The 23,495-nt window shown below is 45.0% G+C and carries 21 protein-coding genes; 10 read left to right on the top strand and 11 right to left on the bottom strand.

Translation table 11 applies throughout. The annotated features are described in order from the left end of the window. Nucleotides 1-216 precede the first annotated feature (216 nt). From BT112_RS06590 to BT112_RS06575, 4 genes are read left to right on the top strand one after another with little or no spacing between them, the layout of a single operon-like run. Nucleotides 217-663, top strand: a complete 447-nt coding sequence (locus BT112_RS06590) for a VOC family protein (protein WP_072316569.1) — start codon at nt 217-219, stop codon at nt 661-663. A 20-nt stretch (nt 664-683) separates the two neighbouring features. Continuing rightward, the gene (locus BT112_RS06585) at nt 684-1,037 is read left to right on the top strand and encodes a nuclear transport factor 2 family protein (protein WP_072316568.1); all 354 of its coding nucleotides are present in this window, start codon (nt 684-686) and stop codon (nt 1,035-1,037) included. 58 nt (nt 1,038-1,095) lie between these two features. Next, complete coding sequence (locus tag BT112_RS06580) at nt 1,096-1,518, top strand: DoxX family protein (protein ID WP_072316567.1); 423 nt, start codon at nt 1,096-1,098, stop codon at nt 1,516-1,518. A 16-nt stretch (nt 1,519-1,534) separates the two neighbouring features. After that, complete coding sequence (locus BT112_RS06575; protein WP_217652333.1) at nt 1,535-2,167, top strand: DinB family protein; 633 nt, start codon at nt 1,535-1,537, stop codon at nt 2,165-2,167. Nucleotides 2,168-2,171: 4 nt separating this feature from the next. Here the strand turns inward: BT112_RS06575 and BT112_RS06570 are convergent, their stop codons facing one another. The 3 genes from BT112_RS06570 to BT112_RS06560 form a co-directional block, all read right to left on the bottom strand. Next, the gene (locus tag BT112_RS06570) at nt 2,172-2,825 is read right to left on the bottom strand and encodes a DUF2461 domain-containing protein (protein ID WP_072316566.1); all 654 of its coding nucleotides are present in this window, start codon (nt 2,823-2,825) and stop codon (nt 2,172-2,174) included. A 144-nt stretch (nt 2,826-2,969) separates the two neighbouring features. Beyond that, entirely contained in the window at nt 2,970-3,989 is a 1,020-nt protein-coding gene (locus tag BT112_RS06565) for a DUF6588 family protein (RefSeq protein ID WP_072316565.1), read from the bottom strand. A gap of 199 nt (nt 3,990-4,188) precedes the next feature. Then, complete coding sequence (locus BT112_RS06560) at nt 4,189-4,950, bottom strand: DUF2490 domain-containing protein (protein WP_072316564.1); 762 nt, start codon at nt 4,948-4,950, stop codon at nt 4,189-4,191. A gap of 474 nt (nt 4,951-5,424) precedes the next feature. Here BT112_RS06560 and tssD point away from each other — a divergent pair, with 474 nt between their 5' ends. Beyond that, entirely contained in the window at nt 5,425-5,682 is a 258-nt protein-coding gene (tssD, locus tag BT112_RS21590; protein ID WP_139276035.1) for a type VI secretion system tube protein TssD, read from the top strand. A gap of 130 nt (nt 5,683-5,812) precedes the next feature. Here tssD and BT112_RS06555 read toward each other — a convergent pair whose 3' ends face one another. Next, nucleotides 5,813-6,379 (bottom strand): SMI1/KNR4 family protein, encoded by a 567-nt coding sequence (locus BT112_RS06555; protein WP_072316563.1) that lies wholly within the window; start codon nt 6,377-6,379, stop codon nt 5,813-5,815. Between the two features lie 581 nt (nt 6,380-6,960). Between BT112_RS06555 and BT112_RS06550 the strand changes: the two genes are divergently transcribed. The 3 genes from BT112_RS06550 to BT112_RS06540 all read left to right on the top strand — a co-directional run bounded on the left by BT112_RS06550 (nt 6,961) and on the right by BT112_RS06540 (nt 13,031). Then, nucleotides 6,961-11,952 (top strand): DUF4132 domain-containing protein, encoded by a 4,992-nt coding sequence (locus tag BT112_RS06550; protein WP_072316562.1) that lies wholly within the window; start codon nt 6,961-6,963, stop codon nt 11,950-11,952. Nucleotides 11,953-11,958: 6 nt separating this feature from the next. Next, nucleotides 11,959-12,375, top strand: a complete 417-nt coding sequence (locus BT112_RS06545; RefSeq protein WP_072316561.1) for a hypothetical protein — start codon at nt 11,959-11,961, stop codon at nt 12,373-12,375. A 101-nt stretch (nt 12,376-12,476) separates the two neighbouring features. Continuing rightward, nucleotides 12,477-13,031, top strand: a complete 555-nt coding sequence (locus BT112_RS06540; protein ID WP_072316560.1) for a DNA-3-methyladenine glycosylase I — start codon at nt 12,477-12,479, stop codon at nt 13,029-13,031. Nucleotides 13,032-13,070: 39 nt separating this feature from the next. Here BT112_RS06540 and BT112_RS06535 read toward each other — a convergent pair whose 3' ends face one another. Beyond that, complete coding sequence (locus BT112_RS06535) at nt 13,071-14,009, bottom strand: AEC family transporter (RefSeq protein WP_072316559.1); 939 nt, start codon at nt 14,007-14,009, stop codon at nt 13,071-13,073. After that, the gene (locus BT112_RS06530; protein WP_072316558.1) at nt 13,996-15,513 is read right to left on the bottom strand and encodes an FAD/NAD(P)-binding protein; all 1,518 of its coding nucleotides are present in this window, start codon (nt 15,511-15,513) and stop codon (nt 13,996-13,998) included. The genes BT112_RS06535 and BT112_RS06530 overlap by 14 nt, the downstream gene beginning before the upstream one ends. Before the next feature lie 180 nt (nt 15,514-15,693). On the opposite strand from BT112_RS06530, the gene BT112_RS06525 reads away from it, so the two are divergent. Further along, a complete protein-coding gene (locus BT112_RS06525) occupies nt 15,694-16,167 on the top strand; it encodes a peroxiredoxin (RefSeq protein ID WP_072316723.1) in 474 nt (157 codons plus the stop codon). Between the two features lie 17 nt (nt 16,168-16,184). Here BT112_RS06525 and BT112_RS06520 read toward each other — a convergent pair whose 3' ends face one another. From BT112_RS06520 to BT112_RS06500, 5 genes are all read right to left on the bottom strand, one after another. Continuing rightward, nucleotides 16,185-17,228, bottom strand: coding sequence for a sialidase family protein (locus tag BT112_RS06520; protein ID WP_072316557.1), 1,044 nt, complete (start codon nt 17,226-17,228; stop codon nt 16,185-16,187). A 127-nt stretch (nt 17,229-17,355) separates the two neighbouring features. Further along, nucleotides 17,356-18,411, bottom strand: a complete 1,056-nt coding sequence (locus BT112_RS06515; protein ID WP_083564813.1) for a pectinesterase family protein — start codon at nt 18,409-18,411, stop codon at nt 17,356-17,358. 2 nt (nt 18,412-18,413) lie between these two features. After that, nucleotides 18,414-19,856, bottom strand: a complete 1,443-nt coding sequence (locus tag BT112_RS06510) for a glycoside hydrolase family 28 protein (protein WP_072316556.1) — start codon at nt 19,854-19,856, stop codon at nt 18,414-18,416. A gap of 254 nt (nt 19,857-20,110) precedes the next feature. After that, nucleotides 20,111-21,631, bottom strand: coding sequence for a glycoside hydrolase family 76 protein (locus tag BT112_RS06505; RefSeq protein WP_072316555.1), 1,521 nt, complete (start codon nt 21,629-21,631; stop codon nt 20,111-20,113). 23 nt (nt 21,632-21,654) lie between these two features. After that, the gene (locus tag BT112_RS06500) at nt 21,655-22,965 is read right to left on the bottom strand and encodes a LamG-like jellyroll fold domain-containing protein (RefSeq protein ID WP_083564812.1); all 1,311 of its coding nucleotides are present in this window, start codon (nt 22,963-22,965) and stop codon (nt 21,655-21,657) included. Nucleotides 22,966-23,159: 194 nt separating this feature from the next. Between BT112_RS06500 and BT112_RS06495 the strand changes: the two genes are divergently transcribed. Continuing rightward, the coding region (locus BT112_RS06495; protein WP_139276031.1) for an ISAon1 family transposase N-terminal region protein at nt 23,160-23,495 on the top strand (336 nt) is incomplete at its 3' end.

Genomic DNA, 23,495 nt, shown 5'->3' with positions numbered 1-23,495 from the left:
TAATACGTCTTTTTCACTTCCCGGGATTTTGCCCTATTTTCTCGACACTTACTATGTGCTCCGTTGTTTCGTCAGAAATCATCTTTTGTCACAAACACCCCCCGATTATGGCAGTTATACACACTGTGGAAACGGGATTTCTTTCCGAGCTTTGCTATACCATAACATACGAATACTAAACATTTTATAACCCACATCTCTAAAAAAACAGTGATCATGGACAACGTAAGTATTTATCTCAATTTTGCGGGAAAGACAGAACAGGCCTTCACTTTTTACAAGGCTGTTTTCAATACCGAATTTCTCATGGTGATGCGTTTCAAAGATTTCCCGGACATGCCGGGAATGGAAGAATTTTCTGAAGAAGACCGGAACAAAATAGGCCATATCGCTATTCCCATAGGAAAAAATACCATTTTAATGGGAACCGATTCCCTGGAATGTCTGGGGCAGCAATTGCAACAGGGTAATAATATGTATATCGTACTGAACCCGGAAAGTCTGACGGAATGCGAGCGCCTGTGGAACGCCCTGACGGAAGGGGGGAAAACCGAAATGCCTTTGGCCGAAACTTTCTGGGCAGAACGCTACGGCTCTTTTACCGATAAATTCGGGATCCCGTGGATGATCAGTTTCGAAGGCAACAAAGCGCAACAACAATAGTACATGCAAAAAACAGCAATATGACGGCAAAAGAAAATTTCCTCCGGGAGTTCAACCGTGCTTTTTCCGAAAACAACATCTCGTTTATAAGAGCACATGTTTCGGAAGATATCGTATGGAATATGACAGGCAACCGCATAATACAAGGTGAAGAAGCTTTCTCGGCAGCTCTGGAAACCATGAAGAGCGAAGACAAATTCGATCTGGAGATCAAACACATCATTACGCATGGAAAAATAGCCTGTGTACATGGAGCGATGCATTCGTCCGATAAAACAACCTATGCTTTTTGCGATATATATGTATTCAGCAACTTTAAAGATCTCAAAATAAAGGAGCTCACTTCCTTTGTCATACAAATCAAAACACAATAAAAACACTATCTTTATACGACAAAGTCCTTTATTTTATCAATAAAAAACCAAAGATATTATGGAAACACCACCGGAAATCTCAAAAAAAGTTCCGAAGAAAATGTTCTGGACGGGAAAAGTCATCAGTATACTCCTCTCCCTGTTCCTCCTTCTGGATGCCATTATGAAAATTGTAAAGGCGGCCCCCTCGGTGGAAGGGAGTGTCGAGCTGGGCTACCCGGAAAACACGGTCATTCCCATGGGAGTAACCCTGCTACTGTGTACTGTGGTCTATCTCATTCCGCGGACTTCCGTACTTGGAGCCATTCTGCTCACGGGATATCTCGGTGGCGCAACAGCCACACATTTCCGGGTGGAACAACCGGTTTACTTTTCTGTCATTTTCGGGGTGTTGATATGGCTTGGGGTCTATCTCTGTGATGAACGCCTTCGCCAACTTATTCCTTTCAGGAAATCGGAACCCTACCGGAAACTGCCTTAACTTTAAAACAAAAACCATGAAAAAAACAGCTATTCTTATCGTATCTTTTCTCACCCTGACAGCTTTTGCTCCGGGATATATGCTGTCCACTTCCGTGAAGTCCGGAACGGAAGCCGGGGACAAACAATTCCTCCTCGATTATTACAAGGAGACCGCAAAGAAACTGACCGGAAGTATCAAAGGACTGAGCAAGGACCAACTGGGCTATCAGCCGAAACCCGAATCCTGGTCTATAAACCAATGTCTGGAACACATCATCCTTACGGAGGCTTTTTTATTCGAAAACATCAAAAAACTGATGGAAGCACCGGCAAACCCGGAACGGCGCGAGGAAATAAAAATCACCGATGAAGACCTGATCAAAACCATGACAGACCGAAGCTATAAAGCCAAGGCCCCGGAACCTATACAGCCTGCCAGCACGTACACCGACACCAAAACCGCGCTGAAAGATTTTGAAAAACAACGTAAAGAAATCCTGAAGTTTATAAAGGATACACCTATTGAAGAGTTGCGTAATCATGTTGCCGATTCTCCTATGGGGCCGATCGATGCTTACCAATACACTTTACTCATAGCCGCGCACGGTGCACGCCATACGTTACAGATCGAAGAAGTAAAAGAGAGCCCTGGCTTTCCTGCCAAATAAACCGCTATACGGTAATCGCCGTATTCAGGTAATCACGAAAGGGAATTAACTCCCTGTACACAGAGATCACCTTATCCCTGAACCCGGGAGATGTGATCTCTGTTTGTGTTAAATTATGGGTCACCACATAACTCTTGTTACGCAGAAGCCGGATGTGGGGATGCGTTTTATGGTATCCCTTAGGCGTTGTCTTCAGACGATCGTTATAGAGCCCGTCGGGAAACAACTTCCGAAAAGATGGTTTATTCAGGATATCTTCCAGCACTTCCCCGTTATAATCTATCGCATCCCGGATGCTGGACAGGATCTCCCTTTCCGGCCGGAAGAACCCTCCGGCAATAAAAGACTCCGATATCCCGAGATGGATATAAAATTCGCTCTTCCCCGGTATCTTATCCATCACCACCCCGAAATGGTCTTTATATACAGGCCTGTCCGGATGATACAGAAGGTTGTTATTAATCCTGTTCAGTGCCCTACCCGGAGGCGTATGTTCATACTCCGGATCTATCTCCGCAAGTTCCGCATCCAATGCTTCCACCCATTGCTTATAGTCATCCCGAACCTGATGGTAGGCTGCCCTGTGGGTATCCATCCACTCTTTGTGGTTGTTGTTATTGAGATCGTGTAAAAAACGAAACAGTCTGTCGAAATCCATGCTATATATTTTGAGATTCGGGCCGTAATGATACGGTTTATCGGAAAGGGAAGTTAGTAAAAAACACGGGCAGAGAAAAACAACTTCCGGAAAAGTAAAAAAGACGGTCTTAAAACCGCCTTTCCTTATACTCTTACTTATATTTTACCTGAAACTGAAGGCGATCCCGGCAGTAATCATATTATATTCCTGCATAGCGTACTCTGCAAATAGTTTGAAAAAAGCCAGGTTGAGCCTTGCTCCTATTCCGGCCCGCATACTTCCTACCCCATATTTCAGCCCGATAGGGTCGGTAAAGGTCTGCGTACGTGAAAATACACCTGCCACCTGGTAATCCACTTCGTAAGTCCCCAAGACGTTCAACCTCGATGTTCCCCCTGAGTATCCGAGGCTCCCAAAAACCGAAATAAAAGGAAAATCGAGTGATGCCAGTCCCTGTATGGTATAGGTCCCCAACTTAAATTCTGCTCTTTGTCCGGTTCCGTCATACGCTTCTCCTTCTTCGATATCGTAATCTACTTTCATACTGGAAAAAGCGGCAAGGAGCGATACATGAAGCGGTAGTTTTTCCAGAGCCCCGAAATACTGGATAAGATCATGTTTTATCCCCATCCCAAACTGGTTGGCCCTGACATCATTCCAACCCACTTTCGGAACAAAACGAACCATGAGGTCCGTATTTTTTATTAATCCCATACCTACCTGTATTACGGGAGCAGGCATGGCATGGAGAGGAATATCGTCACCTATGCCTTCGGGCATAGTAAAAGTAGCCGTTTCCCCGCTATCCCTCAACCGGATACTCACCTCGGCAGGTTGTGTATCTCCCGCAACCGTAGGCGTAACATCGGGCATACCACTGATGTCATTTTCAAACTGCAATCCGGAAATACGGAATACTTCTTTACCGGAAGGTACCATTGCGGCATTCACTGCTAAAGTCACATCAAAACCAAGTTTTTTATGTGTTTTAGCTGTAGTGGCCCAGCCACCGTTTGCAGCATACACAAGTCCTTCCATAGCAGGTGCTATGTAGGCCCTCATCAACGTATTGGCATCTTTTTCACCGGCAGCTATAATCCCCGAAAAACCATCCTGTGCTTTTACGGCATACAGGGAAACCATTATGGCAAAAGTCGTAAATAATCCTTTTTGTACTTTCATCGCTGAACTGTGATTTGGTTGGTTTTAAAATTCCGAATTCACTGGTTCCTTTTCAGGTTTTGACCCCGAAAAGGATTCTGTTAAATTAGCTGCTAAACTAAGACAACTGTAAATCGAATTTATAAATTAAGTTTTAGAAGAAGTTCTAACAGCATGTAGAATTTGTACGGAATTCCTCCTGATATCCCATTTCGGAACGCTATCCTTTCCGGAAAATATTATGTAATACAATATCAAATGCAACATAGTGAGCATCCCTGTAAAAGTCCTTACCAAGCAGGTTGTTCATGTATCCGAAATTCAGAGTAGCTTTGTATTTGGGTAAATGAAGGGAATAATATACAGAAAATCTGCTTTCGCCGTATTCCCATACGCCCCAATTCTCTTTTTTATCCGAAGAAAGCAAAACTTCGGCCATGGTGACCAGCTTGTGCGCCTTATCCGCACTGAGATTCACACTCATTTTTCCGCTGAAACGGGTCCGGAACTGCGCGCTTTTTTTATACGGGTCAAACGCCGTATCGTAAAACAAACGCAACTCAGGCCGGAATGTAAATGAAAAACTCACAAATTCGGCGGGATGCAGGTAAGAATAACGTCCGTATAAACGGATTTCCTGCCGTCCGTCGTATGGATCTGCTTCATCGAACTGGTTTTGCCAGCGGTAACTCAGTGCCCCGGAATATTTCCAGTGTCTGGCAAACTGGTGTTCGACCTCCTGGTTAATCACATAGATCGTCCCGCGATCCAGCGGATTATGATCTTCCGGACTATTGGTCGTACCTATACCGACAAAAGTTGTAGATGTGATGTTCTTTTCCGCAAAAAGATCTTCTTTTACCCCGACGGCAAACCATGCCGAACTATTGACATCCCCAAGTCCGGGAGGCGCTATCTGTGCCTTGGCGGTAATAGAAAAAAATATGAAAAGTATTATATAAAATCCTGCTCTTACAGACATTTTCCGTAATGTTAATTTCCCAGAAAAGCCATACACTATATGACTTCTTAAATAAGGATAACGATGAATATTTCACTAATTCTATACGCAAAGTAAATACAGGAATTAGGAAAGATTCTGGAATTTTATGATCCGGTATTTAAAAACTGCTCTTATAACCACACAAAAAACTACCTTTCAAATAAATAGACAAAACAAAAAAGTATAATCTGATGGTCTCATAGTCCTGTTCTCAGATCGTCTTTACATCTGTAACTATGAAAAAAACCATTATAATTTTATTGACCTTGCTTTGTGTATCATGAACAACCACAACCCATGCACAATACGACCATATGTACACCGATGTTATGGACCGCATAAATCTTACCTTAAAAAGATAACAATACCACAGTACACTATTCCCTGCGCCAGACAGCCTATAACTTTCCCTCTTCGTATAACGATCGGCACGAATTGTCCGGACCTGCGGATATGTCGTTATCAGGTGTTATCAACAACGCTCCCAACACACTGCTGTTACAATGGATAGTCCATCAACCGCAAGCGTGGTCGGGAACGATACATGTGTATTTCAAGTACCGCAAAGAACCTGCCATGGTCCTTTCTTTTGAAAAAGCGACTTTCGCAAGCTATAGTCAATCATTTTCAGAGAATAATTCATATCCACAGGGAAATTATTTCAGTACGATACTCAAAGGCGTTACACTAAAAAATGTAAAACTCAATTAGGACGCTTATCGGACTATATTATTTCCCGGTTATTACGGAGAACGATATCCGGAATAATAATTTTACTGCTAAAGCCTCTCCGATCATATATCCCGGAGGTCTTTCTTTATACAACAGGGCTGCCGCTGTATCAATCGGCAGCAGAAGTATATTTTTCCAATTGGTTTTCGATCCATTCCGCAAAAGACCTGTCGTTCATATCTGCAATCTCATGGCCTCTTTCGGGTATGGACACCTCAAATTCTGATATCACCCATTCGCGGAATTCCGGATTAGCACCATAATCTTTTTCGACATCCAGGATATCATTCCACTCTTCCAGGGTCATATCCATATCTGAAAATCCTATTTCGTCATATCCTATGGCCAGTAATCTCAGAAAATCTGTAAAATCTTCGGCAAGAATGTAAAGCTCTTCTCCTTCCGATCCGAGGTGCACGATTTTCTGATCAGCATTGTCATTGATCCAGAAGGCATACAGGGAACCATCCGGGCCATTCCCGAACACACCAAACCTATCCGATACCTTATCAAAACCCATCCAGGATGTAATGGTTTCCCCGTCATCCGCGCTCAGCTCAAAACATCCGCTGATAGGATAGCCATGAGTGTCCGTCCAATGACATAATTTTTCGAGTCCGGCAGGAATACTGACTGTTTTCGGAATACCGCTTTTTATTTTTTCAAAAGTATTCATGTCCTAAAAGTTGTCTTCGGTAAGATTAAAAAAAGCTACTTCTTTATAATTGAAACAGCTTTTTTTGTAAATTATTCTACTCCCTACAAATTTTCTTCAAGATATTCCCTAATAACAGTGTCCGTAAAATACCCGCTATAATGTCCGCCCCAACATACTGTCCATGTAAAAGTCCCTCCGGAAAGTTCCGCCTTTTTATGTTCTTCGGCATCTTCGTGAGTACGAAGTTTATGTTCTCCAGCTCGAAAGTATCGTTTGTTATTATCACTTTAACACTCTATAAACTTCAATACCAACGCACAAGACGATTACTTCTGCTTTTGTTGTAAGCGGGCTATACCTCAAGATTTTTTTGCTTCCCCCACGGTGTAGTGTCTCGATCTCAAAATATCGGTACAAGCTCCCCTCTGATTATTCATTAATAATCTTATCGGTCAAAAATATCCCGGGAATTGCCAGAAACCATCCCCCAACTCAGGGATTTTGTAAAAATGTTAAAAATGGTGAAATCACTGATTTAAGGGAGGTAACTGTGACGTTCAAAATCATAAGTTTGCCTTAAACAAACAATACTTTTAGTCATGATAAGCAGAGAGCAGGCCCGGGTATATCTGAATTCTCAACCGGTAATAAAGATCACTGAAAAAGACCTTACATCCTTTTCCGAACCATACCAGGTACTCGGCAGGATCATTTCCAGGCTCACCCATGAGCGTTACGGAAACACCGCCGTTATCAGGCTTTATACTGCTCATGTAAGTAATGACCCCGCCTTTAACCCCTGGAAAACGCAGGAAGGAAAACGGCTTGCGGTTTTACTCTTCGGAAATATCAGGGCACCTTTTATCGAAAGTTTATGGGAACTGGCCCTGACACTACCCTACCAGAACGGATATTATCGCAGACCTTTCCGGAGTATTCCTTCGGTGGCTTACAACCAGGTACAACTACAACACCTGCAAAATTTATACGCCTCCGGATTTGACGGATTTGCTATGATCCCCTTCGAAGACCAGATACGTTACAGCTGTCCGTTCCACATGCAATATCCGGGTCATGCCTTATTATTTACGCTTTTATTACGGCACAATGGAGCTACTTTTTTTCCCATATTGCAAGATATTATAAACGGGGAAGACGAGATCGGCTCTGTCAGTTCGGAGATCATAAAAGCCTTACTGATCTCCGAAAATCCCACACATTGGAAACCGGTGGGTAACCTGCTCCTCGCAGCGCAACGACAGGAAGGGCTTCGGCAGACCATCCTGGAAACTCTCGATTTCACCTCGACGGGAGCATTACTATACATCATTGACCTTATCCTGGAAGAAGAACTATACCGTTTCAGCAGCGTGATACGAGCAGTCGATACCTGGTTTGGCTTTGGGTGGGAGGCTCCGAAAAAAGCGACGATAAAACGTATTCTTTCTACAGCATCAAACCTGTTACGAACCCCGGAAAATATTTTAGCTGCGGCCCAAAGCAAGGATCACCTTGAAGCCTATATTGCCTTCTGGGTTAAAGGACTTACCGATGTAGATGAGGCGAACAAAATAGCTTTTGACAAAGTATTCGGCAATACGGCTTCGAAAGACGAAAAGCTGGTAGCTCTGTTTTTCATTTATGAAACCCAACGCACCCGGAATGAGCTTATAAAGTATGCCGAAGAAAACTTCGGAGAAGATCCCGAACTGGATTACTGGATGCTGATGAATACTCCAGAATTTAAGCTTAACGATACTTTTTTTGAAAAGATCAAGCAACGGGCAGAGCACCTGCCCAAGGACGGAAAAACATTTTCCGGCACCGGATTCTCCTGGAAAACATACAAGATAGGCCCCGGGTATTTCTATCGTTTTCTCATACAGAACGCTTCCGAAGAACAGCTTGAAAAACTCGGAACAAATCTGGCATCACTGCCTTCGGAAGTAAGGGAATTATATATGCGTAGCGTTTTTCCGGAATTCTACACCTACTCAAGCCGGTACAATAACAATAAAAACGACACCGCTTTCAACCCACCTGAAGGAAACTGGAAACGGTCGGTGGCGCAACAGGCGATACAAGACAGGAGCGATGCGGTTTCGGCTACCGGTATGATCCTGTTCGGAAAAATGGAACTCTACGAAGAAGAACTCGATATCCTGGAACAGTTGCTGGGACGGAAAAGTAAATTCATTCGTTCGGGGAGTATAGATGCTATGCTGAAACAGCCCGAAAACATCCTGAAAACGCGGGTGACAAACCTTTTGAATGCTTCACGGCTGCCACAACGCCTGGCCGGACTGGAATTGCTTTCGATACTGCATGAACAAAAGCAGTTTCCCGGATTTGTCAAAGAGCAAACCGACCGTTACCGGGAGAGAACCCTGAGCAAAAACGAAGCGGTACTTATGGATAAACTCGAGGATCGCAATAACGAACTCTCTTTTGCCAACGGTTTCGGAATTATCGATTATGAAAACCTCACGCCATTATTCGGCCCGGAAAAGAAATTCGAACGTTCGGGAGGCTTATCTCTGCTCAGAAAGAAGGATAATTTTCTCTTCAAAAACCTGATCGACAGGGATAACATTGTTGTTCAGTTGAACAAACTGATTGCCCTGTTCAGTGAAAACAAGGACTTTGAGTACAGGATCAGGGGATACCGGGATAAAATCGTCACGACCTTGCTTGCACAAAGATTCGATTATGTATATAGCGAGGATCACATGTATGAGCTTTCCCCAAAAGAAAGGTTCCGGCATCTGCCGTTGGCAGACATCTGGAAAGCGTGGTATACAAGCAGTACACTGAACGATATTGAACTCATGGTATGCCTGCATAGTTGTCAGGAATTACAGTATCCTTATCAGGGCTGGCAACTTACCAAGGAAGGAGCACAATTTATGAGTGCTTATATCCCGGATATCAAAGGCCTTCACCTGAAACCGCAGGTCAGTCAGTACCAGTCCGACCCTGTACTCGGAAAAATGTCCTTCCTGCTTTCTGTCCTCATCGACGCTTTTGCAGATATCGAAATGATAGGAGCTTTTAAACTGGATGTCCTTGAGGATATGATGGCTTCCGACCCCCCGGATTTACTTCCGAACGATGATTACAAGTTTCGAAAACTGCCCCAGGCAGCCTTCGGTATTTACGAACATGAAGTCCTGAAATTGTCTATAGCACAACAGCTTCGTTTCTGGAAGATACAACAATACCTGATGGCTCATGAAATAAGCACTGCTACAAAGATCACCGATATTCGTGAAATTATTCCTGCCGTCTCCAAACTGCACAGCGCCGACCGTCACCGGAATTATGACCAGTTCCCGCTGCAAATTACGCTGAAACTGTATCACGAAAAACACATTACGGAAGCCGATCTGCTACTGACCGCGCTTATTGATCTGCAGTTCTTTTATTACCTGGACGGCGGCACGAATTACCTGAAAAACCGTTTCAAACATATAAAACGTCCTGATGTCTTAAGGCCACTCAAAGCACAGATGCTTAGTGTCGAACTACAGCGGGGATACCTGGAAACCGAAGTATCCCCATACATCCGGAGTTTTCACCACATCGAGGGCACGCATTATTTTTACGACATCATGCAACGCATGAAAACAGACAAGCTGGAACGTGGTAACAGTTACTACCACCACCGGACACGTACACAGAACTTCAGCCACCTGCTCAAACATTCGACACCTTCGGAAGACGAAACATTCGCCGATTTCAGCACGGTAATGGATGCTCTGAAACTCTCCAGAAAAAGAAGCATAGAAGTCGCCTGCTTTGCTACGCAATGGGCCGACTGGCTGGGAGATTACCTGAACATAGAAGATCTCGGGGAGGCGGTATGGTGGTTCCTGGCACATACCACAGATTATATGACCGCAGAAAAAGAAACGGTTATTTCCAGGTATTCGAACATTCCGAAAAACGATTTTGTCCGGGGAGCCATTGATATAAACTGGTTCCGGAGGGTCTACAGTACCTTGGGTAAAACCAACTGGAAACTCCTGCACGAATCGGCCAAATACCTGTCTGACGGTATGGGATACCGAAGGGTGAAGATCTATTCGTCCGTACTTCTCGGGGAGACCAAAATACGGGAGACCCTGAAAAAAATCACCGATAAAAGAGACAAAGATTATGTGATGGCACTCGGATTGATCCCCATAAGTAAAGTCAATCCGGAAAATGACCTGTTGAAGCGTTACGACCTGTTACAGACATTTCTCAAAGAAAGCAAACAGTTTGGTGCACAAAGACAGGCCAGCGAGGCCAATGCCGTAGAGATCGGACTGGACAATCTCGCGAGGAATGCAGGCTATGAAGACCGGATTCGCTTTAGCTGGGCCATGGAAGCAAAAGCCGTAAAAAAAATCATGGCAAACGCCAGCATACAGAAAGAGGATGCAGAAATCGAGCTGGTTGTTTCCCCTGAAGGCAAAGCAGCTATTACAGTGACCAAAAAAGGTAAAGAACAGAAATCCATCCCGGCCAGGTATAAAAAAGACAAAGATATACTGCTGCTCAAAGAGCATAAGGTCTACCTCAGGAAACAGTATTCGCGCACCCGGGAATCGCTGGAAAACGCTATGGTCAGGGAAGATGCCTTTACAATCGATGAAATTACCGGAATCATGGAACATCCCGTAGTCAAAGCGATGTTGAGTACGTTGGTACTCTTTAACAAAGCGAAACAACTTTCGGGTTTCTGGGATGAAGGAGGGTTAAGAGATACTTCGGGTAACCGTATTCCTCTCGGGGATGACGACTTGCTTATCATAGCTCACCCGGTACACCTGTATGATACAGCACAGTGGGACTTGTACCAGAAACATCTGTTTGATCTCGGCATCGTACAGCCTTTCAAACAGGTATTCCGCGAGCTTTACCTGCCTACACAAAACGAACTGGAACAACGTACGCGATCCGAAAGGTACCAAGGGCACCAGATCCAGCCTCAAAAGACCATTGCCCTGTTACGATCCCGGGGTTGGACTGTAAATTATGAAGAAGGGTTACAGAAGGTATTTCACCGATACGGGATTATGGCCACCTTATACGCCATGGCCGACTGGTATTCGCCTTCAGATGTGGAGGCGCCGACCCTGGAAGAAGTCTGCTTCCTGAACCTCAAGGATTATCATGAAGTCCCGATAGCAGAGATCAACCCGGTGATCTTTAGTGAAGTTATGAGAGATATCGATCTGGTTGTCAGCGTAGCACATGTCGGCGAAGTCGATCCGGAAGCGAGCCACAGTACGATGAAAATGCGTGCTGTACTGGCCAGGGAATCTGCCCGCCTGTTTAAATTAGACCATGTGGAAGTTAAAGAACGACATCTGCTGATCCGAGGCCAACTGGGAGATTACAGCATTCACCTGGGTAGTGGCATGGTGTATAAAGACGGTTTGCAACTGTCCATTATCCCGGTTCACAGCCAGCACCGCGGAAGAGTTTTTCTACCTTTTATAGATGATGACCCCAAATCGGCAGAGATCATCTCCAAGATGAAATTACTCGCCGAAGATAACAAGATCAAGGACCCCACCATATTGACACAAATCAACAAATAAGAGCGTATGCCACAACTCAGCCTTCAACTGAAGAAATTGGGAAAAAAGAAAATAAAGACAGTAGCATTTCCGGTAGACCAATATCCGGAAACGCTGTCCGGACTTATCACCGAGTGCATCCGGAGTGAAGTAAAACGCTATAACGAACAGCGGACGAAGATCGTACTGAGCCCATTTCTGGGGCCGGCTGAAATAGGCACACAATCCGAAACGGGTAAAATCGGGTTCGGAGACATTTCCAATATTACTCCGGCCGATGAAAAAAAGGCATTGGAAAATGCTATGCTTGCTTTTAAAGACGGGCTTTTCCTGGTCTTTATCGACAATGAAGAATTCACCGACCCGGAAGCGGCATTACAAATTTCGGAACATACCGTTATTACTTTTATACGTATGACCTTCCTGACCGGCACCTACTGGTAAGCCCTGACAGTTCTATATGAAAAAACGAGATTTTTTCTACCATACTACACCCGCAGGTTCGTATCTTGCACCCTTCAAAACCATGGCAAAAACCAAAGAATATGTCTTACTGCTTTCATATCGATACGCTCCCCGAACCACGACGAAGTTTGCATAAAAATTATCATGATAACCTTTATGGTTTTCCTATCCATGACGATAACGAGCTGTTCGGAAGACTGATCATGGAAATAAACCAGGCTGGACTGAGCTGGGAGACTATTCTTAAAAAGGAAGCTAACTTCCGGAAAGCCTACGATAATTTTCATATCCAAAAAGTTGCGACCTATTCGGAAAAAGACCGGGAAAGACTGCTCTGTGATGCCGGTATTATACGAAACCGGCTCAAAGTGAATGCTGCTATCGAAAATGCCAAAAGTATCCTGCTCTTGCAGGAAGAATTCGGTTCTTTCGAGCAATGGCTGGATCACCATCATCCGAAACCACTACAGGAATGGATGAAGTTATTCAAAAAGACGTTTAAGTTTACAGGCGGCGAAATCGTCAATGAATTCCTGATGAGCACAGGATACCTGCCGGGAGCTCACGCCGAAAGCTGCCCGGTCTACGAAGACATTCTGAAGGAAAAACCCAGGTGGACACAGACCACACCATAACAACTTTCCGATGCCCGCATTATCGCTATCAAGCCACTATCACAGTACTCCCTGTTCGGTGAGGTATTGCAGTAACATGGCCCCCGCAGGTACCAATACCAGCGACATTACCGTAGAAAACAGGATCAGTAGTGCAGCCTCTTCCTCCCAGGATCTCAGGAACGAAGCAAAAACGGCAAGATTTACGGCTATGGGAAAAAGTGAAATGAGTGCCATGACCTGTCGATCTTCACTGTTCAGACCATCTATAAGAATATATTCCAGGCACAGTAAACCGCTTACGATAAGTATGGCCGCCAACACCCTGACTCCTAATATCCGGGCATAATACTTCCAGGAGACCGACCGGAATTTTATGGTCGTCAGGCTCATCCCTATGATCGTCATTCCGGCTACAGACACCACAACACTTAACACACTGGTTATCGAACCGAGAATTTCCGGGGGCTCTACCTGGAATACCTTCAGGATGACAGCAAGGCTTATGGCGTAAATAAACGGGACCTTAAACACTTCTCTGACAGCCTCACGGGTGGTAAATCTCGATTTGGCCACCTGAATATATCCCAGAATATTACCGTAAAGTGCGGAGCCGATATATATACAGATCAGTACGGTTATCCCTTCTTCTCCGAACAGGGCTGTGACAACCGGAATACCGAAAAAGGCAACGTTGAAATAGGCATAACTGCTTTTCAGAATATTGATATTCAGGTGCGACTCCAGTTTTCGGTGTACAAAAACAGCCGGGCCGAGCATCAGAAAGGAGAGGGAAAAAGAAATTACGGCCAGTATGGCTATATTAGACACATTGGCCTCCAGAACCTTATCGATAACCAATATCGGCAGAAAGAGAAAAAGCAACGGTTTATTGATGTACGCTTTCGGAATGATCTTGTTTTTGCTCAGAATATATCCGACAGGTATAAAACACAGATAAGGTAGTAAGGTAAAGTAAAGGGATTTAAATGCACTCATCCCGGGTAATTTTAAATAAAATCTCCGTGGCCAGCCTGGAAATTGTCTTTACGTTGAACCATACGGCATTAACATCCATCAGCATACCATTGACAAGGTGTCCTACACCATAAATATGGCTTCCTCCCTTTTCTGAAATACACTGCATCGTATGGGGGTTTATCACTGCCCCTCCCAATGCGTAAGGTTCCAGATATTTTTTATGCAAAAGATTTTCTACTAAAACATTATCCATTTCTTCCAGTTTTGAAGCACTTCCGGTAGCATTCACCAGGCAATCGGTATGATAGTTCTCTCCCTTTCCGGTACGGATGCGGAACTGCTTACTCTGTTCATCAAATTCCACCTGATCATTTTCGGCTACAACCTGTAATTTTCCCTGCTCCATTAAAGAAGCTATCTTTTTTGCATTGTACAAAGGGATGGCATGGCGGGTTACCGTCCAGTGCCGACCGAGCCAACTACTGAACATTATTTGTTGTTCTTTATCCATCCAGCTCCATACCTTCGAGGCTTCATAGCGAAGGTCGTAGGCCATATTCAGGATGGTATCTCCTCCCGATTCGGCGATCTCAATATCTTTTTGCAACAACGGGTAAGGATCTCTGGCATGACGGTTCATCCCTTTCCAGTCCAGTTGTCGGCCTTCAACGGCTTCTACATCTTTGATAAACAGGCGGAATAACTCCTTGGCCGTAGGGCGGTGTCCGTTTTCTCGTTGTAACCGATGCAGGTTCTCCAGCGTCAGGTAATGACGCTCTACCTCTTTGTTTTGATCGGGCTGAACCCGCGGCAACATACCGTCCGGGGAAAACATCGTAATCTGGCCGGTATGCCCGTTGTCTACCAGGGTCATCACGGTATCTATAGCACTGAGACTCGTTCCTAATATACCAACATGTTCTTCGTTACGGCTCTTTTCGAGCAAACGATGTGCGGGCCATGGAAAATCTATATACTGATCGTATTTCCGAAGGTTTTTGAACGAATTGGGTTTCGGAGTACCGGGAGCGAGAAGTACCTCATCGGCAATGATCACATCCTTGTTTGCAAGTGTTATATGCAGCTGTTCTTTATCATCGCGGTCTATGGTGATGGCTTCACTGTGTATCACCTCAACAGAAATCCCGTGTTTTTCAGCCTTTTTAATCGTGATACCAACTTCTTCCGCTACGTAATGACCGTAGAGAATGCGGCTGGTATAGGCGTTTTCCTCTTCTCCTTCTCCTTTTACATCATTTCTATGTTTACCACCGTGTTCGCGTAACCAAACGGCAAAATGTTCGGGTTCGTAGGCATATATTCCCATAAGGTCGGCCTGGGTATTTAACAGGTGGGATTTCTGAGGTGTTCCGAAAGCCACTCCGTAACCAATACGTTCACTACGTTCTATAAGCGTATAGCGTACATGGTTCTCCAGCTTTTTGGCTATACTCTGAATGAGTAGTTCGATAAGTGCAGCCGAACCGCAGGCCCCGCCACCGATAATCACAACGTGTTTCATGTTCGTTCTCCGGCTTTGGTCCCAATTTAAAGAGATAAAAGGAGAACGTAAAAAAAAATGTGTTATTTACCGCTTTTTATATAATAAGTGCCAAAAAACGTACATTTTTTAATGTCCGGAAATTCTTCCTATCTTTACAAAAGACAGTGGAAAACGAATATAAATTTTAGCATCTCAATCATGGCATTGTTCGAAAGATCAGGAAAATCTTTGAAAAAAGGAGATCTTATACCTTCTTTTACTCTAAAGGACCAAAACGGAAATCCTGTTGATCTCCCCGAAGCATTGGGAGAAAACGGAGGGGTCATTTATTTTTACCCCAAAGACGACAGTCCCGTATGTACCCGACAGGCCCGTGCTTTCCGGGACCATTACGAAGCTTTTACAGATGCCGGGGTACGTGTCATCGGTATCAATTCCGGAAGTACCGAAAGTCACAAAGAATTTCAACAGAAGTACGATCTTCCGTTCACGCTGTTAAGCGATCCGGATAATGAGGTACTACGACAATTCGGGATCAAAAACGTGCTGTTTCTCACCGGAAGAGAAACGTTTATTATCAATGCCAAGGGCAGGGTCGTTCACAAATTCAGGGATCTGGTCAACGCCGGGAACCACATCGAAGAAGCCCTCGGCGCCCTGAAATTATTATAGTTAAGGAATAACCGCCCTCACTCCTTCATACGGAGCTTTACATAACGGATTTTTTCCCTGTTATAGGTATAGGTAATGTAGACCGTACCATCGGGAGCCTGTATGATTGCAGGGTAACTGAATTCTCCTTTTTCTTCGTTCTCCAGGACATAGATGTCGTTCCATTGCTTCCCGTTTTCCGAATATGCGAGATTGAGTTTGCTTCGCCCTTCCCACCAGTTCTCTCCCGCAAGCATCGGGTTGTAGACCAAGAGATATTTTCCGTTGTCAAGCGTTACTGCATCTATACCCGAATTGGGATTAGCGACATCGCTTTTCTCAAGCACAGACCAGGTCTTTCCGTTGTCTTTGCTTTCGCTTTGCAGTATTACATTCTGGTCACTGCGGATCAAGGCTTTAATCGTACCATTGCCAAGCACAATCAAGGTAGGTTGTATGGCTTTGTATGCCGACCCGTGATCGACAGGAATATTTTTCCAGGTAAACCCTCCGTCCCCGGAGATTTCCATATGTACTTTCCAGAGTTCTCCGTCTTCCGTACTGGAGGGACTTATAATAGTGCCGTCTTCCAGAACTATCGGTTTGTTCTTTATAGGTCCAAGTATATCTTCGGGAAGTTTTTTGCTCTCCGACCAGCTTTTACCGTCATCATCGGAGGTCTTGTACAATCCCCACCATTCGCTGGGAGAAGGTCCTACCTTGTAATAGAGGAATAGCGTGCCGGTTTTATTCCTGAACAATACCGGGTTCCATGCAGGATATCTAAGTGAATCGGAGACCTCGCCATCGGCTACTTTTACGGGCACCGACCAATTGCTGCCGTCATAAACAGACGTATATATACTCACATCCGGGTGCCTCTCGTGCGTACCTCCGAACCATGCTGCCATGATGGAGCCGTTGTCCATGCCCACCAGGGTGGAAGAATGGCATTGCGGAAATGGAGCTTCATCGTAAATAAATCCTTCTTCGAGTAGTTCTACTCCCGCATCGTGTAATTGCTGGGTAATCCCCTTACCCCAGACGGTAAAGAGCAACAAGGTAATCACTATCTTTTTCATGGTAGCAAGATAGTGCATTTTACAATGTTTCCGAGGGCTTCCGAGGCTTTCCTTTCTAAAAATTTCGAGGTGACACAACCTGCTACATTCGGCGTCAGCATCTTATTTTACGGGGTTCGGAAACACTTCAATCGGGAATACGATCGTACCAGGGACCGGCTTCTTTTGTACTTTTCAGTATGTTTTTCAGGGTGTATATCCGGGCCTGGCGTTTATGCAATTGATGACTCCATGCCACTCTTTGTGAAACATCCGAACCTTCCCCTACACTCCCATATTCCGCATAAAAAGCGGTTTTCTCTTTAGCCGGGAACATCTTGTCGCCGGTCCATGGATCCCAGCCTTCCGGTACAATATGAGGACCGAGCGTACAGGAGAGAAATACCGTACGGGCGTAAGGACGCCACGGCCTCCCTAAGAAAACGGCACCTACCCCCGGCGCGGCTTCCAGAGCGCACTCCATAAAAACAAAACCGAATTCCTGACCGCGGGGAGTTGCCGCTGCGGTAATGTAAGAGTTACCGGTACTTTTTATCGTACAATTGCGGAATACGGCAGTAGCCTCTCCGAAAATAAAATCGGTTGTTCCTTCGATATAACAATCTTCATAATATTGTAAACTCCCTTCCCTGGAAGCGTAAACCGTATCCTGGCACCCTACGATATTACAGTTCCTGAAGATCGCCCTGCTACCGGACACATGCAGTGCCACGGCCTGCCCTTCTCCGCAGGATGCATTTTTCACCGTAAGGTTTTCTGCAATAAAATCATCTCCTGCCACCAGCATCGTGTACGAGTTGAATGTAGAGAACTTCACACCTGTCAGGGGATTGTGTTTCCCGGAAAAATCGCTGTTTACAATAATCGTTTCCTCACGGTCCTCTCCACTGAGTATTATCCGCGTTTTCCAGTCAGGGATAACGATTTTTTCCTCGTAAACTCCCTTTTTAATGGTAATCCTCACAAAACCAGGTCCCAGGTCCCTGGTAGATTGTATGGCCTGAGCTATACTCCTGAAATCGGCACTACCCCCCTTGGCAACAACAATTTCCCTATAGGGCGTGATCTTTTCCTGTGCCTGCGAAAGTATCCCACAAAGCGTAAAAAACAGGATAAAAAGCAAATACTTTACAATGTCGTTCGATTCAAACCGTCGCACTGTGCGGATATCAAATATATACATCCTTATTCCTCTTTCATTTTCTCCCCGTTAATCGTAACGTTCAGAAATTTTACAGGCTCCGAATCTTTTACGGACATTACAGAATCTGCCCTGGTAATCGTAACGTTTTCCAGGATAATCTTCTCTACTTTTGCTTCTTTTCTACCTCTTATCAGCACTCCGTACTTCCCGCTGTTCTCCACCGTAATATTTTTCAGGTATATGTTTCTGATCTCCGGAATATAGTTCCCTTCCTGGGCATCGTAAATGGCATAGTGAGTATTAATCTTCAAGGTAGCCTCCTTAACCTGACCGACTTTGATATTCTCGACAAAAACATTTTCGACAAATCCCCCTCTGAGGGTGTTGGTTTTTATCCGGATGGCCCTGTCCAGGTTGGGACTATCCATAACACAATTCCGGACATAAACATTTCGTACGCCTGCAGATATTTCACTGCCCATAACAACACCTCCATGCCCGTCTTTCATTTCACAGTCTTCCACAACGATGTTCTCACTGGGAATATTCACCCGTCTCCCGTCTTCATTTCTTCCCGATTTAATGGCAATACAATCGTCTCCGGTATCAAAAATACAGTTTTTAATGTGTACGTTTTTGCTGTACTCCGGATCGCAGCCATCGTTATTCGGACCGTGGCTGCTTACGGTAACTCCGTCTACAGTGACATGCTCGGACTTTATAGGATGCATCACCCAAAACGGGGCATTGGTAAAGGTTACCCCCTGTACCAGTACATTTTTACATTCGAACGGTTCGAAAAAGGTAGGTCGCAACTGGTGCCCCTTCCCGAATATCCTTTCGGAAACCGGCGTGCCCTCCTTATTCATTTTTCGCAACCGGGGCAGGTTCTTATCATCCCGCTGATGGGGCTGCCCCTCCTGATAACCATATCTTTCACTCCCGCACCAGGGCCACCAATTGGTCTTTCCGGCCTGACCGTCGAATACACCCTTTCCGGTAACAGCGATGTTTTCCTGTCCGTACGCATAGATCAGCGGAGAGTAGTTCATCAATTCCACACCTTCGTATGAGGTATGTACGACAGGCAGATAATCTTCCGGATTTTTACTGAACAAAATAACGGCACCGGATAGGGTATGCAGGTTTACATTGCTTTTGAGATGTATGGGGCCGGTAAGAAACTTACCGGACGGCACGATCACTTTTCCTCCCCCAGCTTCATTACAGGCTGCTATGGCTTTTTTAAAAGCATCGGTATTCAAGGTTGTCCCGTCACCTATGGCGCCGAAATCGGTAATATTAAAATCGGTATCGGGAAACTCGGGTACCCGAATGTTTTTAATAATAGCATCGGCAGGGTCTGCAACCTCAGGAACACTCTTTTTTTCTTTGTGCTCCGGTTTGCAGGATTGAATACTTACCGGGAAAATGACAAGGACAAGGCAGGTCAGCCGAAAGAAGTCCAAAACTTTGGTTTTCATAGTTCAGGTTTTAGTTAGTACGGGTAGCAGCTATTAAAACAGCTCAACAAAATTTTCTTTTCATTATAAAAAACAAACAATGCAATCGATTACACGAAACTAAGTAATAATTCCGAAACAGGAAATATTTTACACCTAAAAATTTAATTCCTATAACAAAATGGTGTCTGTTTTAACAATTTTTTACCGGGATACGTGATTTTGACGTTCCATTATCCCGGTAAATCCTGTTTTATCAATACACTGTAATCCTGTTAATCCGCATCCAGCAGGGCCAATTGGGACAGCATTTCTACGATCGCTCCCTGATGAAGGATCTCCCAGCTATCCTGGGTTGTTGTCCCTTTGAAGTTTTCATTGATAAGATTAGTATCCGGGTTTCGCGCATCGGACAACCAGGCATGCTGCAGGGTCTTCCTGTAGTCTTCGATATACGTATCATCGTGATCCACAAGGTAGAGTTCGGCATATCCCCGGAGCATAATTCCCTGAAACCAGACATGCCCGGGTTCCAGAATATTAAACGATTCGTCCAGTATATGAGACTGGAACGGGGTAAACCACCGCTGATGGGCGGCTTCCGCAATGTGCTGCGCATCCGTAAGGTAATGAGGTTCATTGGTGATCTTATACAACAATACCGCTGCCTGCATAGGCTGACCTGAATTGTAGGAGTACTTTGCCGTAGATATTTCTATACCGGAATCCGGATCGTTTTCATCGGACAGCCTTGCATTGTCCCAGTACAGGTAATCGGCCGGATCCTGTAATAGCTCTTTTACCCAGCTGTAATAAGCCTTGGCACTGGTCAGATAATGCTCTTCCCCCGTAGCTTCGTACAGCTTCGCCGCCAGTACGGCCGCAGGGGCTGTCGAACAGGTATGCTTGGATTTCTGACCTTCTTTCCAGTACACACCACCTCCCATAATATCGTCTGTTCCTGCCTGGACAAAATTCCATACGATCTCCGCCCTTTCCAGGTATCTCGCATCATTGGTCAGTATATACAAACTCACCATATCTATTCCTATCCATATATTATCGTCATAATAACGTTCGTCTCCTTCCCCGGGATACACCGCATACGCTTCTGGTCCACCGTTTCTTCGGTTCCTGAATTTGTCGATAGCTGTAAGTAACCTTTCATCATAGTTTTCCTCGACTTCAGCCTTAAGTTCAGGGACATTCCACGTGGCATGTTTAAACGCCGTGTACCCGGAAAAAGCTGCGCCGTGCCCCCAGATGACGGCTGCGCCGTCCCAATAACCGCCACCCTGCGGATACTGTGAACTCCATATATCGCGTGGTTTTCCGTCGAGATACAAGCTTACAATCGCCTGCATCAGGGTATCCGCCCTGGATATCCAGATATTTTCACCTGCCGTATGCAGCCCGGCGATCATTTCTTCCGACCTCATTCCGGCCATGTTCAGTGCGGTAAGTCCGAAGTTATAAATTTCAGGAGTCTCCATATCCAACGTATACGTCATCTGTTCGCCGCTCCCGGCATCCAGCAGCAACACCGTACGCTCGTCTTTTGCCGAACGTTCGAAGTAGGAAAGTTCGATATTAGCCAGGTAAGGATCGTCCGGATTTTTCCAGCTGAGGATCACTTCTCCTTCCTGTCCGTTACGTTCTACCTTCAGATCGGAAACTCCCTGGACAGCTCCCAAAGCAGGGTCATCGGGCTCAGAAATTTCCTGATCATTACAGGAATATACCATACACAACGTCAGGCATCCTCCGACGATATACTTAAAAAAACTTTTTTTCATAACATAAGCAGATTAAGGGGTTATCATTCACAGGTTTCGGTTAAGAACAGCTCCTTCGGGACGGTCATCGGATAGTACATGCCGTTTTTCCGTGCATCGGACAGCTTAAGATCCGATGCGTATTTTCCTCCGCTGATATCGGGAATATGGTCTGTCGACACCCCCGAGGAAAAATCCCAGTGAGCCAGAAGCCCTTCCGGGGACATTTCTTTCAGCTCACATTGATTTTCGGCTATTTGTGTTGCCGTCCTGGCTACGGTCCAAACCCTGGCTTCCGAAACCATACCGCGAATCACCCGCCAGTCCTGCCCATAAGCTCTTCCAATAACAAAACGGTTTCCGTCATTGCTCGAAGCCAGGTCGATCTGCCGGTGTGTTTCTTCGTTCCTTCGTATAATAAGCGGGTCCTGTACTCCATTGATATAAAGCGTATACTGATCTTCTACCGCAGCCTGCGAACAATCGACCACCAGCGCTATATGCAACCATTCATGCAGGTTAAAACTACGCGTGCTTTCGAGCATAATCCTGTCGCCGAGCCCGGCGATCTGTATAGGGTGATCTTCCCGGTAATCGTCGTTCTTTCCCCGTACAATCAATTGTCCTTCCAGTCCCATAAAGGTTTGCAGACCCCGGTATCCATCGAGTTTACAGGTCATTTCAAAAGTGACTTGTTGCAGACTCCGGACAGACTTATCCACAACTGCTATTTCATCAAAAGCTGCATACCCGAAAATCCGGTCTCCAAAATCAAGAGACATTTTCGCTCCTTCCACGTCTACCTCCACCTGCGCACTTCCAGAGTACTTATCTTCTATAGTCACTACGGTCTTACCGCGCTTTCTTGCCTTAATGACCAGCTGGTCTCCCACAACGGAAAATTCGGCAATTCCGGGTTCCGACGCTGTTATGGCATAACCTTTGTTAAGACCTGTAACCTGTAGGGTATCTGTCGTTTGCAGCTGTGGTAAAACCACTTTTTCCTGTGCTACACGCAACCCTCCGAAATTGGCAACGCGCACCAAGAGACTCGTCCTGCTGAGAAGACCATCCGATACGTAAACAATAACTTCGGCATACTCCCGGAATTCCAGGGCGGTCAGCCGTATTACGTTATCCACAACCTCAGCTTTTACAATATCTTCGTTAGATGAACGTGCGGTAATTTTTCTGAAGCCGGATACCACCTCTATTTCTGCCGAACTTCCCGGACTGAGCTCTATCTCCCCGGTCTCCAGCAATAATTCGCGCGTAGGGTCTTCATCATCTTCCTGGCAAGCCATAACAAACAGGCATAACAGGGACAGACATAAAATTTTAGTGACGGTTCTCATAGATTTTACGATTGAAGATTGGGTTCTTGATTGCTATAATCATCTTATAACTACACACGTAAAGCCGGGAAAAGTCCCAAATAAATATTTTGATACTCAAAAAAGTGAAGTTGAAGAATCCGGGTTTAAAAGGATCAATCTCAAAAGTTGTGGGGAAATTGGCGTAAAGGTTCGATCTTTGTAAAAAAAGCACCTTGGACAATTATCTTGACTTTATAAAAATGGTTTTGCCCTCTTTCCTGGTTGATTACTTTGATTTGATAAAAAGCGAAAAGCATGGTGAAGTCATGCATCTTTATTTTGAGGAGCGTAACACCCCTCCAAAAGAGAACTCTTTCGGTCGGTTAATGTCTAAGGGCTTCCATAAAGAGATTACCATTCAAGATTTTCCCTTACGAGGACATCGTGTTTTTTTACATGTTAAGCGCAGGAGGTGGTTGGATCAGGATAGTGGACATGTGGTTGAAAGAGATTGGAATTTAGTAGCGCAGGGCACTCGTATGACAAAGGAGTTCGCTGCTTTTTTAAAA

This window comes from Sinomicrobium oceani, assembly GCF_900119185.1.
Taxonomy (GTDB): Bacteria; Bacteroidota; Bacteroidia; order Flavobacteriales; family Flavobacteriaceae; genus Sinomicrobium; species Sinomicrobium oceani.
This window is presented reverse-complemented; position numbering and strand designations above follow the sequence as displayed.